Origin of the sequence: Xylophilus sp. ASV27 (assembly GCF_016428875.1) — a bacterium.
GTDB lineage: Bacteria > Pseudomonadota > Gammaproteobacteria > Burkholderiales > Burkholderiaceae_C > Xylophilus.
This window is the reverse complement of sequence record NZ_JAELTO010000031.1, coordinates 1-13,688: the sequence shown is the minus strand read 5'-3', so window position 1 is coordinate 13,688 and position 13,688 is coordinate 1. Positions and strand designations below refer to the sequence as shown.

The window sequence follows — 13,688 nt, the reverse complement described above, 5'->3', positions numbered from 1 at the left end:
GGGCGGCTAGACCCGCTCGGCCACCCAGGCGCGCACCGACTGCAGCGCCGCCGGCAGCGCCGTGGCGTCGGTGCCGCCGGCCATGGCCATGTCGGCCTTGCCGCCGCCCTTGCCGCCGACCTGCTGGGCGACGAAGTTGACCAGTTCGCCGGCCTTGAGCCTGCCGATGCTGTCGGCCGTGACGCCGGCCGCCAGTTGCACCTTGCCGCCTTCGGCCGAGGCCAGCACGATGGCGGCGGTCTTGAGCTTGTCCTTGAGCTTGTCCAGCGTCTCGCGCAATGTCTTGGCGTCGGCGCCGGGCAGTTGCGCGGCCAGCACCTTCAGGCCACCCACGTCCACCGCCTGGGCCAGCAGTTCATCGCCTTGGGACGAGGCCAGCCGGCCCTTGAGGGCGGCGACTTCCTTCTCCAGCGTGCGCACCTGCTCCAGCACCTGGCCGAGGCGGCCCTGCAGTTCCTGCGCCGGGGCCTTGAGCGTGGCGGCCACGCTGTGCACGGTGGATTCGAGTTCCTGCAGATAGGCCAGCGCCTGGGTGCCAGTCACCGCCTCGATGCGGCGCACGCCCGCGGCCACGCCGCTCTCGGCCACGACCTTGAACAGGCCGATGTCGCCGGTGCGCTGCACGTGGGTGCCGCCGCACAGTTCGCGGCTGCTGCCGATGTCGAGCACGCGCACGGTGTCGCCGTACTTTTCGCCGAACAGCATCATGGCGCCGGTCTTCTGCGCCGATTCGATGTCCATCACGCGCGCCTGGGTCGGCGCGTTGGCCAGGATTTCCTCGTTGACGCGGCGCTCGATCTCGGCGATCTGGGCGTCGGTCACCGGCGCGTTGTGGGCGAAGTCGAAGCGGGTGCGCTCGGCATTCACCAGCGAGCCCTTCTGCTGGACGTGCGTGCCCAGCACCTCGCGCAGGGCCTTGTGCATCAGGTGGGTGACGCTGTGGTTGCGCTGGGTGGCGGCGCGCAGCGCGGTGTCGACGCGCGCCGTGACCGTGTCGCCGAGCTTGAGCGTGCCCTGGGTCTGCGTGCCGTGGTGGCCGAAGACGTCGGCCTTGATCTTCTGCGTGTCGTCCACGCCGAACTGCACGCCCTCGGCCGCCAGCACGCCCTGGTCGCCGACCTGGCCGCCGCTCTCGGCATAGAACGGCGTGCTGCTGAGCACGACCACGCCGCTCTGGCCCTCGGCCAATTGCTGCACCGGCGTGCCTTCGTGGTACAGCGCCACGACCTGCGCGACCTCCTCCAGCGTGTCGTAGCCGGTGAAGATGTTGCCGGTGCCGCCGTAGTCCAGCGCGCGGTCCATCCTGAACTTGCCGGCGGCGCGGCCGGCGGCCTTCTGCCGCTCCATGGCGGCCTGGAAGCCGGCGGCGTCCACCTGCACGCCGCGCTCGCGCGCTACGTCCTGCGTCAGGTCGAGCGGGAAGCCGTAGGTGTCGTGCAGCTTGAAGGCGACCTCGCCGGGCAGCGTCTGCACGCCGCCGGCCAGCGTGCCGTCGAGGATTTCCATGCCGTTGGCCAGGGTCTCGAAGAAGCGCTCCTCCTCGGCCTTGAGCACTTCGGTGATGCGCGCCTCGTCGGCCCTGAGCTTGGGATAGGCGTCGCCCATCTGCGCCACCAGGTCGGCCACCAGCTTGTGGAAGAAGGGCTTCTTCCGGCCCAGCTTGTAGCCGTGGCGGATGGCGCGGCGCACGATGCGGCGCTGCACGTAGCCGCGGCCCTCGTTGGACGGAATGACGCCGTCGGCCACCAGGAAGGCGGTGGCGCGGATGTGGTCGGCGATCACGCGCAGGCTCTTGTGGCCCAGGTCCGTCTCGCCGGTCTCGCGCGCGGCGGCCTTGATGAGCGCGTCGAACAGGTCGATCTCGTAGTTGCTGTGCACGTGCTGCAGGATCGCGGCCAGGCGTTCCAGGCCCATGCCGGTGTCCACGCAGGGCGCGGGCAGGCGCTTGACGCTGCCGTCCTCGGCCATGTCGAACTGCATGAACACGTTGTTCCAGATCTCGATGAAGCGGTCGCCGTCTTCGTCGGGGCTGCCCGGTGGGCCGCCGGCGATGTGCGGGCCGTGGTCGTAGAAGATCTCGCTGCACGGGCCGCAGGGGCCGGTGTCGGCCATCATCCAGAAGTTGTCGGACTTGTAGCGCCCGCCCTTGTTGTCGCCGATGCGGATCACGCGCTCGGGCGGCAGGCCGATTTCCTGGGTCCAGATGTCGTAGGCCTCGTCGTCCTCCTGGTAGACGGTGGCCAGCAGGCGCTCGGCCGGCAGTTGGTAGACCTCGGTCAGCAGTTCCCAGGCCCACTTGAGCGATTCGCGCTTGAAGTAGTCGCCAAAGCTCCAGTTGCCCAGCATCTCGAAGAAGGTGTGGTGGCGCGCGGTGTAGCCCACGTTCTCCAGGTCGTTGTGCTTGCCGCCGGCGCGCAGGCAGGCCTGCACCGAGGCGGCCCGCACGTAGGGGCGGCGGTCGGTGCCCAGGAACACGTCCTTGAACTGCACCATGCCGGAGTTGGTGAACATCAGCGTCGGATCGTTGCCCGGCACCAGCGAACTCGAAGGCACCACCGTGTGGCCCTTGGAGGCGAAGAAGTCGAGAAAGGTCTTGCGGATGTCCGCGACGCTCATGGGGGAGCGCTGCGTCGTCGTGTGTGCGGTCATGGGGCTTGAGGGAAAGTGGCTGCCGGTGTAACCCTCCATTATCAGGGGACCGGCGTTATCGCCGCAGGATGGGTGATTGGCCGTACCCTTGAGCATCCGGACCAGAACAGAGCGAAATCCCATGCAGCCCTTCACCTTTCAGACCGTGCCCCAGATCATCCTCCAGAGCGGCGCCGCCGCGCGCCTGGGCGAACTGCTGTCCCAGCGCTACCCGGTCGGCCGCGTCTGCGTCATCACCGATGCCTTCTTGCACCGGAGCGGGCTGCTGGCGCCGGCGCTGGACAGCCTGCGCGCCCGCCGTTGGCAAGTGCAAGTGGTGGACGACGTGCAGGCCGATCCGCCCGAGCACGTGGTGGAGACGGTCGCCGCCCGTGCGCGCGACTTCGGCACCCAGGTGGTGCTCGGCCTGGGCGGCGGCTCGTCCATGGACGTGGCCAAGCTGGTGGCCGTGCTGCTGGCCGGGCCGCAGCCGCTGGCGCAGATGTACGGCATCGACAAGGTGCAGGGCGAGCGGCTGCCGCTGGTGCAGGTGCCGACCACCGCCGGCACCGGCTCGGAGGTCACGCCGATCTCCATCGTCACCACCGGCGCCACAACAAAGAGCGGCATCGTGGCGCGGCAGTTGTATGCGGACATGGCCATCCTGGACGCCACGCTGACCACCGGGCTGCCGAGCGCCATGACCGCGGCCACGGGCATCGACGCCATGGTGCATGCGATCGAGGCCTTCACCAGCAAGCGGCTGAAGAACCCGCTGTCGGACCACCTGGCGCTGCTGGCGCTGCGGCTGCTGTCGCAGAACCTGGTCAAGGCCTGCGAGGACGGCCAGGACCTGCCCGCGCGCGAAGCCATGCTGCTGGGCGCCATGCTGGCCGGCCAGGCTTTCGCCAATGCGCCGGTGGCGGCCGTGCACGCGCTGGCCTATCCGCTGGGCGGGCGCTTCCACCTGCCGCATGGCCTGACCAACGCCCTGGTGCTGCCGCACGTGCTGCGCTTCAACGCCGAGGCCGCGGCCGGCCACTACGCCGCGCTGGCCGAGGTGCTGGTGCCCGGCGTTCAGGGCAGCGATGCCGCGAAGACGGCCGCCTTCATCGCCCGGGTCGAGGCCCTGGCCGCCGCCACCCGCCTGCCGCTGCGCCTGCGCGACCACGGCGTAGGCGAAGCCGACCTGCCGCTGCTGGCCGCCGACGCCATGCAGCAGACCCGGCTGCTGGTCAACAACCCGCGCGAAGTGGCGGAGGCGGATGCGCTGGCGATCTACCGGCGGGCCTACTGACGCAGCAGTCCATGCAATCCCTGGCCATCAGCCCCCCGGGCCTTTTCGCAGCAAAGACGCCGACATGAAGACCTCCCCCCTCGCGCAGCGCAAGCCCTCCGGCCTGGGCCGCGGGTAGCACGCCCCATGCGCATCCTGCTGGTAGAGGACGAGCACGACATGGCGTCGTGGCTGTCGCGCGCGCTCAAGCAGAGCGGCTTCGTCCCCGACCATGCCGCCGACGCCCGCACCGCCGGGGCCTTCCTGGCCAGCGGCACCGAATACGACGCCGTCGTGCTGGACCTGGGCCTGCCCGACCGGCATGGGATGAGCGTGCTCACGGCCATGCGCGACGGCGGCGACCGCACGCCGGTGCTGGTGCTGACGGCGCAGGGCGCCCTGCCCGAGCGGGTGCGCGCCCTGAACCTGGGCGCCGACGACTTCCTGGCCAAGCCCTTCGCCATCGAAGAACTGGAGGCCCGGCTGGCCGCCCTGGTGCGGCGCAGCCACGGGCGCCAGCACCCGCGGCTGCAATGCGCCTCGCTGGCCTATGACGGCGACAGCCGCGCCTTCACCCTGGCCGGCGCGCTGCTGCAACTCACGCCGCGCGAGCATGCGGCGCTGACCGCGCTGCTGATGCGCGCCGGCACGCCGGTCGGCAAGTCGCAGCTCTACGGCAAGGTGTTCCCGCACGACAGCAACGCCGGGCCCGACGCCATCGAACAGGTGCTGCACCGCCTGCGGCGCAAGCTGGCCGGCAGCGACGTGCACATCGTCACCGTGCGCGGCCTGGGCTACCTGCTGGAGAGCACGGCGCATGCCGACGCCGCCGGTACCTGAAGGCCCGCGGCCGGCGCGGCGCATGGGCATCCGGGCGCTGCTGCTTGCGCTGCTGCTGCCGGGCCTCACCGCCCTGCTGGCGGTGGACAGCTGGAGCGACTACCGCGCCTTCGCCCGCATCAACGAGAACGCCTACGACCAGGCCCTGCTGGAGCCGCTGTCGGCGCTGGACGACAGCGTCGGCATCGACGCACGCGGCGAGATCGGCCTGCGCGTGTCCTTCGAGGTGCAGGCCATGTTCGACTCGGTGCAGGCGCTCCACAAGCACCTGCGCGTGACGCTCACGCCGCTGGCGCCGCCCGGCGCGCCGGAGCGCACCCTGATGGGGGTCGCCGACCTGCCGCCGCCCCCGGCGGGCGCCGAGTTCCTGCCGCCGCCCGCCAGCTTCGGCGGCGCCCACGGCGGACGCCTGCTGTTCTACGACGCGGCCTACCGCGGCTATGCGGTGCGCGTGGCCGTGCTGCGGCGCGACATCGAGAACGGCGCCGGCCAGCGCTACCGGCTGCAGGTGCAGGCCGCGGAGAGCACCGGCCGGCGCGCCGAGGCGCGGCAGGCCTGGCTGCGGCACGAGCTGTGGCAGGACGCGCGGATGCTCGGCCTGACCCTGCTGCTGGTGTGGCTGGGCGTGGCCTGGGCGCTGCGCCCGCTCGAACGCCTGCGCGCCTCGCTGCGCGAGCGGCCCACGAACGACCTGCAGCCGCTCGATGCCAGGGGCGTGCCCTCGGAGGTCGCGCCGCTGGTGGATGCGGTGAACCACCATATCGACGAACACCGCGAGATGCTGGCCGAGCAGGCGAGCTTCCTGGCCGACGCCTCGCACCAGTTGCGCACGCCGCTGGCCATCATGCTGGCCCAGGCCGGCTACGCGCTGCGCGAGCAGGACCCGGAACGCATGCGCGAGACCCTGCACGCGATCATGGCCCAGCTCGCCCGCAGCCGCCGGCTGTCGGACCAGTTGCTGGCCCTGGCGCACGCCCGCCGCGCGCTGGATGAGGCCGGCACGCCGCCGCTCGCCGACCTGAACGCGGTCGCGCGCGAGGTGGTGCTGCAGTACCTGCCGCTGGCGCGCGAGAAACAGCTGGACCTGGGCTGGGTGGACGTGCGCGGCGAGGATGCGCCCGAAGGCGCAGACGCCCCGGCCGCGCCGGTGCGGGCGCAGGCCGCAGAACTGCACGAGGCGCTGGCCAATCTGCTGCACAACGCGATCCGCCACACGCCCGCAGGCGGCAGCGTCACCGTCCTGGTGCGCATCGACGGCGGGCTGGCCGTGGCCGAGGTCCGCGATGCCGGCCCGGGCATTGCGCCCGAGCGGCGCGAGGCGGCGTTCGAGCGCTTCGGCCGCAGCACCGGCGGCGCCGGGCTGGGCCTGGCGATCGCGCGCGCCTACGCGCGGCGCAATGGCGGCGACATCGTGCTGGCCGAGGGCGAGGCCAATGCCGAGGGCGGCCAGGGCCTTTGCGCCCGCCTGCTGCTACCGCGGGCGCGTACGCAATAACACGTATTTTGAGGCGCGGCAAGCCCGTTGGAAGCGGATTGGAAGCTTCGCTTCCTAGACTGCGCCTTATCTCTGCCGAGCGTCGCGCCGCGACAACAGCAGGTGTCCCGAGAAGGAGATCCAGACCATGCACGAGCTTCGCGCCGCCGGCGCACCCGACCGGCAAGCCGCCGGTGCCCTCCCTGGAGCGCCGCGATGAAATCCCCCTCCCACTTCAAGAAGGACTACTACGGCGGCGCCTTGATGGTGCTGATCGGGCTGGCGGCCATCTACGCGAGCGTGCAGTACCGGCTCGGCACGCTGGCCCACATGGGCCCGGGCTTCTTTCCCTGCGCCGTCGGGGCGCTGCTGGTGGTGACCGGCGTGCTCATCGCCGCCTCCGCGCGCGGCCAGACGGCGCCGCCGGGCCCGGCCATCGGCCATGCGCACGGCATGCCCGACCTGCGCGGGGCCCTGTGCATCATCCTGGGCGTGCTCGCCTTCCTGCTGTTGGGCGAATACCTCGGCCTGCTGCCGGCGACCTTCGCCATCGTCTTCATCTCGGCGCTGGGCGACCGCAGCAATACCTGGCTGCAGGCGCTGCTGCTGTCGCTGGCCATGATGGCCGTCGCCACGGTGGTGTTCTGGTGGGCGCTGCAACTGCAGCTGCCGCTCTGGAAATGGGGGGCCTGAGCCGTGATGCAGTCCCTGCAAGACCTGTGGTTCGGCTTTGGCGTCGCGTTCCAGGGCACAAACCTGATGTGGTCCTTCTTCGGCGTGCTGATCGGCAACCTGATCGGCGTGCTGCCCGGCATGGGGGCGCTGTCGGCGATCTCCATCCTGCTGCCGCTGACCTACGCGATGCACCCGGTGCCGGCCATCCTGATGCTCGCCGGCATCTTCTACGGCTCGCAGTACGGCGGCGCCATCGGCGCCATCCTGCTGAACCTGCCCTCGCACCCGCCGCATGCGGTGACCTGCCTGGACGGCTACCCCATGACCAAGGCCGGCAAGGGCGGCACGGCGCTGGGCATCACCATGATCTGCTCGTTCTTCGCGGCGTCGGTGGGCATCCTGGTGATGGTGTTCGCCTCGCCGCTGCTGACCGAGATCGCGTTCAAGTTCGGCCCGACCGAGATCTTCTCGATCATGCTGCTGGGCCTGCTGGCGGGCTCGACCATGTCGCGCGGCTCGCCTCTCAAGGGCGTGGCGATGACGCTGTTCGGCCTGCTCTGCGGCGTGGTCGGCACCGACGTCAACACAGGCAGCTTCCGCTTCTCGTTCGGCGTGCCTGAACTGAGCGACGGGCTGGAGCTGGTGGCCATCGCCATGGGCCTGTTCGGCGTGGCCGACTTCCTGCTCAACGTCAACCGCATGAAGGTGATCACCGCCAACACCTCGCTGCGCATCCGCGACATGCGGCCGAGTTGGGCCGAACTGAAGGAGGCCTTCTGGCCCATGGTGCGCGGCACCGGCGTGGGCACGCTGTTCGGCGCCATGCCGGGCACCGGCCCGACTATCACCACCTTCGTCGCCTACGCGCTGGAGCGCAAGCTCTCCAAGACGCCCGAGAAGTTCGGCACCGGCATGATCGCCGGTGTGGCTGGCCCGGAGGCCTCGGCCCACTCCAAGACGCAGGTGGACTTCATCCCGACCATGAGCCTGGGCATCCCGGGCGATGCGGTGATGGCGCTGATCCTGGGCGCGCTGCTGATCCAGGGCATACAGCCCGGCCCGCAGCTGATCACCGACCACCCGGACATCTTCTGGGGCCTGATCGCCAGCTTCTGGATCGGCAACGTGATCCTGATGGTGCTCAACGTGCCGATGATCGGCGTCTGGGTCAAGCTGCTGCAGGTGCCCTACCGCTACCTGTTCCCCTCGGCCATGTTCTTCATCGCGGTGGGCGTGTTCAGCACCCAAAACAATCTGTTCCAGATCTGGGAAGTGCTGGCCTTCGGCCTGATCGGCGCGCTGCTGATGGCACTCGACTTCTCGGTGGCCCCGATCATGCTGGGCTTCGTGCTCGGGCCGATGGTGGAGGAGAACTTCCGCCGCGCCCTGCTGCTGTCGCGCGGCGACATGGCGATCTTCGTCACCCGCCCGATCAGCGGCACCTTCATCGCGCTCAGCGCCCTGCTGCTGGCCGGCGTGACCTGGTCGGCCTGGCGCGGCAAGCAGCGCGGCAAGCCGCAGGAGTCGGTGGCCGACGAGGTGCTGGCCTCTGCCCACGTGGTGCTTCCCAAGGAAGCGTGACAACGGGTGGGCTGATCCGGTCGGCCCCGCCCGCGCCGGCACTCCTGTTTCAATAGCATGACACCGGCGCAGGACATGGGCTTTTGGCTCCAATCGTCATGAGGTTGACACGGGGTCGCGGCTATACTGCGCCGCCCCATGCGCCTTACCCACTCCCCCTCCCTCCCCGCCCGCCACGGCCTGCGGATCGCCACCGCCCTGCTGCTCGGCCTCTGTGGCACGGCACGTGCTGCCGAAGCAGCCGCGGCCGAGCCCGGGCCCGAGCCGTGGAATCTCCACGCCCAGGCCACTTACGTCTGGCAGATCAAGCCCTCGTTCCCGGCCGCCTACTCCGGCCCGGACAGCCTTTCGCCCGAGCGCGCGCGCAGCTACTCGTTCACCTCCACCGCGTTCATGGGCCTGCGCCTGGGCCCGGCGACCGAGGCCTACTTCAACCCGGAGGTGGTGCAGGGCCTGCCCCTGTCCAACCTGACCGGCCTGGGCGGCCCCACCAATGGCGAACTGCAGAAGGCCGCGGGCTCCTCGCCGACCTTCTACCGCGCGCGCCTGTTCCTGCGCCACACCTGGGGCCTGGGCGGCGGCACCGAGCAGGTGGAGTCCGACGCCAACCAGCTCGCCGGCGCCTATGACAAGCGGCGCCTGACGCTGACCGCCGGCAACTTCGCGCTGACCGACGTCTTCGACAACAGCCTGCACGCGAGCGACGCGCGCACGCAGTTCCTCAACTGGTCCTTCCTGACGCACGGCGCCTACGACTACGCCGCCGACTCGCGCGGCTACACCTGGGGCGCGGCGCTGGACTACCGGCACGGCGACGACTGGTCGCTGCGCGCGGGCCGCTTCCTGCAGCCGAAGCAGTCCAACGGCCTGCCGCTGGACCGGCGCATCTTTTCGCACTACGGCGACCAGGTCGAACTGGAGCGGCGCTATACCGTGGGCGGGCGCGAAGGCTCGCTGCGCCTGCTGGGCTTCCACAACGTGGCCGTCATGGCCGGCTTCGACGATGCTCTGGCCTACGCGCGGCAGAACGGCGGCACGCCGGAGCTGGCCCCGGTGCGCAAGCGGCGCAGCAAGTATGGCGCCGGCGTGCATCTGGAGCAGCAGGTGGCCGACGGCGTGGGCGTCTTCCTGCGGGCCTCGGCCAACGACGGCCGCTCCGAGCCCTATGCCTTCACCTCGATCGACCGCGCCTTCTCCGCCGGCGCCACCTTCGAGGGCGCGCGCTGGGGCCGGCCGCTGGATGCGCTGGGGCTGGCCGCCGCCGTCAACGGCCTGTCCTCGGCGCACCGCGCCTATCTGGCCGCCGGCGGCACCGACTTCTTCGTCGGCGACGGCCGGCTGCGCTACCGGACGGAGAACATCTTCGAGGGCTACTACCGCATCGGTTTCGGCCTCGGCCGCAGCGACGCGGCCCTGAGCTTCGGCCTGCAGCTCATCCACAACCCCGGCTACAACGCCGACCGGGGCCCGGTGAAAATCGGCACCGTGCGCCTGCACGTCGAAATCTGATATTTTCTGATTGAAAATGGCCTGTAGCCCAGGTTCCGCCTGGGTATATAGCTACATAATTAATAGCACCATCGCCTGCCCTGGCAGATGCGCAGGCGCCAGCCTCTACGCGCCGGATCGCGTCGACCCCATCAGCTCAGCCATTTGATTTCGTCACCGAGCGAGCGCCCGTCAAACGTCAAGATGGCGCTCGCTCATCCACTTGACCCTGGCCGGATCGCGGTGTGAGAAGAAACGGCTCTCAGCCAACTCGTCACACGCTCCATCGTCCGCCTCTCCTGGTCCATCTCCATGACGAATCCTGTGAGCAGCCGCGCTTTCGGCGCGTGGCTAGCGAGAACATCCAGGCTTTTGCCTGGTCCGTAGCCGCCGTGGGTGATGAAAGGGATCAGCGTCCTGCCGGACAGGTCGTGGCCGGAGAGGAAGGAGCGGACCACGGGCGGCGCCGTTTCGCCCCAGATCGGAAAGCCGAGGAACACCGTGTCGTAGTCCGCCATGGCCGTGATCGTGGCCGCCAGCGGTGGCTCATGGCCGCTGTCGGTTTCCATGCGGGCCTGGGCCACCGTCTCCAGATAGTCCTCCGGGTACGGCCTGGCCGGCTGGATCTCGAACAGATCGGCGCCGCGGGCGCGATGAATCAGTCCGGCGACCACGCGCGTGTTGCCCGACCGGGAGAAGTAGGCCACCAGGGTGCGCGAGCCCTGCCGGCGCAGTTCACCGCCTTGGGCGTTGGCCGCCGCCGCGGCGCCCAGCGGAAGGGCGGCGAGCGCCGTCATCACGCCGCGGCGGGTCGAGTCATGGTCAGAAGCCAACGGGGCTGCTCCTGGCGCTATCGGCCGACACGCGCCTGGAGTTCGGCCGGGTATCGGTCACCCTGGACCCTGACCTCGGCCAGCGCCTGCTCGATCCTGCTCAGGTCGGCTTGCGACAGCTCCAGCGCGGCCGCGCCCAGGTTCTCCTCCAGCCGGTGCAGCTTCGTCGTCCCCGGGATGGGCACGATCCACGGCTTTTGCGCCAGCAGCCAGGCCAGCGCGATCTGGGCGGGTGTGGCGCCCTTGCTGTCGGCGATCTGGCCAATCAGATGCACCAAACCCTGGTTGGCCTGCAGCGCTTCGGGTGAAAAGCGAGGCACCCTGCTGCGGAAATCGCCCGCGCCGAAGGTGGCGTCTGCTGTGATGGCGCCGGTGAGAAAACCCTTGCCCAGCGGTGCGAACGGAACGAAGCCGATGCCGAGTTCCTCCAGCGTCGGCAGGATCTCTTGCTCGGGCTCGCGCCACCACAGCGAGTATTCGCTCTGCAAGGCAGTGACGGGCTGCACCGCATGTGCGCGGCGGATCGTCTGGGCACCCGCCTCGGACAAGCCAAAGTGCTTGACCTTGCCCTCGGCGATCAAGTCCTTGACCGTGCCGGCCACGTCCTCGATCGGCACCTCGGGATCGACCCGGTGCTGGTACAGCAGGTCGATCACGTCGGTCTTCAGGCGCGTGAGCGAACCTTCGACGGCCCAGCGAATGTGCTCCGGCCGGCTGTTGAGGATCTGCTGCTGGTGGTCGTCGCCAAACGTGAACCCGAACTTGGTGGCGATCACCACCTGGTCGCGCACGGGGCCAAGGGCCTCGCCGACGACTCCCTCGTTCAGATAGGGTCCGTAGGCCTCTGCGGTGTCGAAGAAGGTCACGCCACGTTCCACTGCAGCCCGAATCAGCGAGATCGCCTGCCCGGTGTCCGTGGGCGGGCCGTAGCCGTGGCTCAAGCCCATGCAACCCAGGCCCAGGGCCGAGACTTCCAGATGACTGTTTCCAACTTTGCGCTTTTGCATGATGTTTCTCCTTTGAAGCCGATCCTGCACGCCCTCAGCGAGGGGCTGCGACGGCACGATGAAGACCGGCCGCAAGACAGGCGGATCGCCCGGCCCATTTGGCGAATCGTCGTGGGACCGCGTCGCCAGCGAATGTAGCGATCGCGCCTGCGCGCGACTAGAGCGTGTTATGAACTTGATAACGCCTGGGGTAGATTCGCCGCATGGCAAGGCGCAAGCAGTACCCGACTGACCTTGCCCCTGGAATCCGTATCGCATAGCCGAGTCACGAGTTGGCTTGCATGGCCTGAGCCGCAAACCAGTCTTGCTCGAACCGCATCGGGCTGACATAGGCCAGCGTCGAGTGCAGCCGCGTCTGGTTGTACCAGAACAGCCACGCAATGGTTTCGTCCTTGGCCTGGCGCCGGGTCTCGAAGCGCTGCCCGTGCAGTCGCTCCACCTTCAGCGAACCGAACAGCGTCTCGCTGCAGGCGTTGTCCCAGCATTTGCCTTTGCGGCTCATCGAGCTCGTGATGCCGTACTCGGTCAGCACTTCCCTGAAGTCCTTGCTGGCGTACTGGCTGCCACGGTCGCTGTGGAAGATCAACCCGGCTTGCTTGGCCGGATGGCGCTTGAACCACGCCATGCGCAACGCATCGATGAGGATATCGCGCGTCATGTCCGCGCGCAGCGACCAGCCCACCACCTGGCGGCTGAACAGGTCGATCACCACCGCCAGGAACAGCCAGCCCTCGTCGGTGGCGATGTAGGTGATACCGCCCGCCCAGACCTTGTCGGGCTCGGCCACGCTGAACTGCCGATCCAGCAGGTTGGGCGAGATCGGAAGGTCGTGTTTGCTGTCGGTCGTGACCTTGAAGCGGCGCTTGCCCTTCGCCCGGAAGCCGTGCAGTTGCATGAGCTTTTGCACCCGCTCCTTGCCCACACGGATGCCCCGGGCGAGCAATTCCTTCCAGATGCGCGGCCAGCCATAGCCGCCATGCGTCTCGGTGTGGATGGCCGTGATGTGCACCAGCAGCGCATCGTCGCTCAGGTGCCGGCGCTGTGCATCGCTGGCCCGGCCGAACGAGGTGCTCGTGGTATCCGGCCACGCTGACCTCCAGCACTCGGCATTGCACCGGGATCGGCCATACGCGCCGGTGACGTTGGATGAAGGCGTACCTCAAGTCGATCCTTTTGCAAAGTACGCCGTCGCTTTTCCCAGGATGTCGCGCTCCATCTTCACGCGCGCCAGCTCGGCTCGCAGCCGGCTGATCTCCATCTGCTCGGCGCTCACGCGCGGCTTGTCGTCAACTCCATTGAGCTTGCCCTACCGATGCGCCTTGACCCAGTTGAATATCGTCTGATCGACCACGCCCAATGTCCGCGCCGCCGCCGCGATGCTCTGGCCACCCTCGACCAACCGCACCGCCTCTTGCTTGAGTTCGAGCGTGTAGCGCGCCCTCGTCGTCCTCGTCATTTCCGTTCTCCTTGCTTGCATTGAATCACTCAGCAAGGGATACGTTTTCCGCGGGCAAGGTCAGTTGAAGTGGAGCGGGTGAAGGGAACAAGTCCAATCAACTAACCCATTGATTAATAACGGGTTTTTCCCGTTCGCTACACGGGAATAGGCTACATATTGTACCAGCCGGGGGCGCTAGTCAACGCAACGCTTCCATCATCGTCTGGGGACGGCTACCCGCAGCCAACAAGGACCGCTCAGGCGCTGGGCGCACCGTTCGGCGGAGGCCCCAAGCGCTTCACTCGTCCGATGAACCGCTTTAGAGCGGCTAACAAAACAAAGGGAGGTTGCGAGCACAGATGACACAACAAGCCAGGGAAAGCAGCGCGACATGAATGTCGATGCGGCGCTCGAAGCGGGTTCGCAGCTTGCCAAACGCGGCCAGCCA

At 68.8% G+C, this 13,688-nt stretch carries 9 protein-coding genes and 2 pseudogenes; 6 read left to right on the top strand and 5 right to left on the bottom strand.

Translation table 11 applies throughout. The annotated features are described in order from the left end of the window. Nucleotides 1-6 precede the first annotated feature (6 nt). Nucleotides 7-2,616, bottom strand: coding sequence for an alanine--tRNA ligase (gene alaS, locus JHD63_RS08805; protein WP_198970373.1), 2,610 nt, complete (start codon nucleotides 2,614-2,616; stop codon nucleotides 7-9). Nucleotides 2,617-2,770: 154 nt separating this feature from the next. Between alaS and JHD63_RS08800 the strand changes: the two genes are divergently transcribed. The 6 genes from JHD63_RS08800 (at nucleotide 2,771) to JHD63_RS08775 (ending at nucleotide 9,983) form a co-directional block, all read left to right on the top strand. Next, nucleotides 2,771-3,925, top strand: coding sequence for an iron-containing alcohol dehydrogenase (locus JHD63_RS08800; protein ID WP_198970372.1), 1,155 nt, complete (start codon nucleotides 2,771-2,773; stop codon nucleotides 3,923-3,925). Nucleotides 3,926-4,051: 126 nt separating this feature from the next. Next, on the top strand, nucleotides 4,052-4,744 hold the full coding sequence (locus JHD63_RS08795) for a response regulator (protein ID WP_198970371.1): 693 nt from the start codon (nucleotides 4,052-4,054) through the stop codon (nucleotides 4,742-4,744). A gap of 22 nt (nucleotides 4,745-4,766) precedes the next feature. Then, nucleotides 4,767-6,239, top strand: coding sequence for an ATP-binding protein (locus JHD63_RS08790; RefSeq protein ID WP_370590435.1), 1,473 nt, complete (start codon nucleotides 4,767-4,769; stop codon nucleotides 6,237-6,239). A 195-nt stretch (nucleotides 6,240-6,434) separates the two neighbouring features. Further along, nucleotides 6,435-6,911, top strand: a complete 477-nt coding sequence (locus JHD63_RS08785; RefSeq protein ID WP_233167828.1) for a tripartite tricarboxylate transporter TctB family protein — start codon at nucleotides 6,435-6,437, stop codon at nucleotides 6,909-6,911. Nucleotides 6,912-6,917: 6 nt separating this feature from the next. Then, nucleotides 6,918-8,474: a tripartite tricarboxylate transporter permease gene (locus JHD63_RS08780; protein WP_198970369.1), complete on the top strand. Its 1,557-nt coding sequence runs from the start codon at nucleotides 6,918-6,920 to the stop codon at nucleotides 8,472-8,474. A 138-nt stretch (nucleotides 8,475-8,612) separates the two neighbouring features. Then, on the top strand, nucleotides 8,613-9,983 hold the full coding sequence (locus JHD63_RS08775; protein WP_198970368.1) for a carbohydrate porin: 1,371 nt from the start codon (nucleotides 8,613-8,615) through the stop codon (nucleotides 9,981-9,983). A gap of 194 nt (nucleotides 9,984-10,177) precedes the next feature. Here JHD63_RS08775 and JHD63_RS08770 read toward each other — a convergent pair whose 3' ends face one another. The 4 genes and pseudogenes from JHD63_RS08770 to JHD63_RS08755 all read right to left on the bottom strand — a co-directional run. Further along, on the bottom strand, nucleotides 10,178-10,795 hold the full coding sequence (locus tag JHD63_RS08770) for a flavodoxin (RefSeq protein ID WP_233167826.1): 618 nt from the start codon (nucleotides 10,793-10,795) through the stop codon (nucleotides 10,178-10,180). Nucleotides 10,796-10,812: 17 nt separating this feature from the next. Beyond that, nucleotides 10,813-11,802, bottom strand: coding sequence for an aldo/keto reductase (locus JHD63_RS08765; protein WP_198970367.1), 990 nt, complete (start codon nucleotides 11,800-11,802; stop codon nucleotides 10,813-10,815). Nucleotides 11,803-12,067: 265 nt separating this feature from the next. Beyond that, a pseudogene (locus tag JHD63_RS08760) lies at nucleotides 12,068-13,258 on the bottom strand (IS3 family transposase). A 310-nt stretch (nucleotides 13,259-13,568) separates the two neighbouring features. Then, nucleotides 13,569-13,688: pseudogene (locus JHD63_RS08755) on the bottom strand (IS5/IS1182 family transposase); the annotation flags it as partial.

Coding starts and splice junctions, on each gene's coding strand:
- JHD63_RS08785 (WP_233167828.1), top strand. CDS start 6,435: ATGAAATCCCCCTCCCACTTCAAGAAGGACTACTACGGCGGCGCCTTG.
- JHD63_RS08800 (WP_198970372.1), top strand. CDS start 2,771: ATGCAGCCCTTCACCTTTCAGACCGTGCCCCAGATCATCCTCCAGAGC.
- JHD63_RS08790 (WP_370590435.1), top strand. CDS start 4,767: ATGGGCATCCGGGCGCTGCTGCTTGCGCTGCTGCTGCCGGGCCTCACC.
- JHD63_RS08775 (WP_198970368.1), top strand. CDS start 8,613: ATGCGCCTTACCCACTCCCCCTCCCTCCCCGCCCGCCACGGCCTGCGG.
- JHD63_RS08795 (WP_198970371.1), top strand. CDS start 4,052: ATGCGCATCCTGCTGGTAGAGGACGAGCACGACATGGCGTCGTGGCTG.
- alaS (WP_198970373.1), bottom strand. CDS start 2,616: ATGAGCGTCGCGGACATCCGCAAGACCTTTCTCGACTTCTTCGCCTCC.
- JHD63_RS08765 (WP_198970367.1), bottom strand. CDS start 11,802: ATGCAAAAGCGCAAAGTTGGAAACAGTCATCTGGAAGTCTCGGCCCTG.
- JHD63_RS08780 (WP_198970369.1), top strand. CDS start 6,918: ATGCAGTCCCTGCAAGACCTGTGGTTCGGCTTTGGCGTCGCGTTCCAG.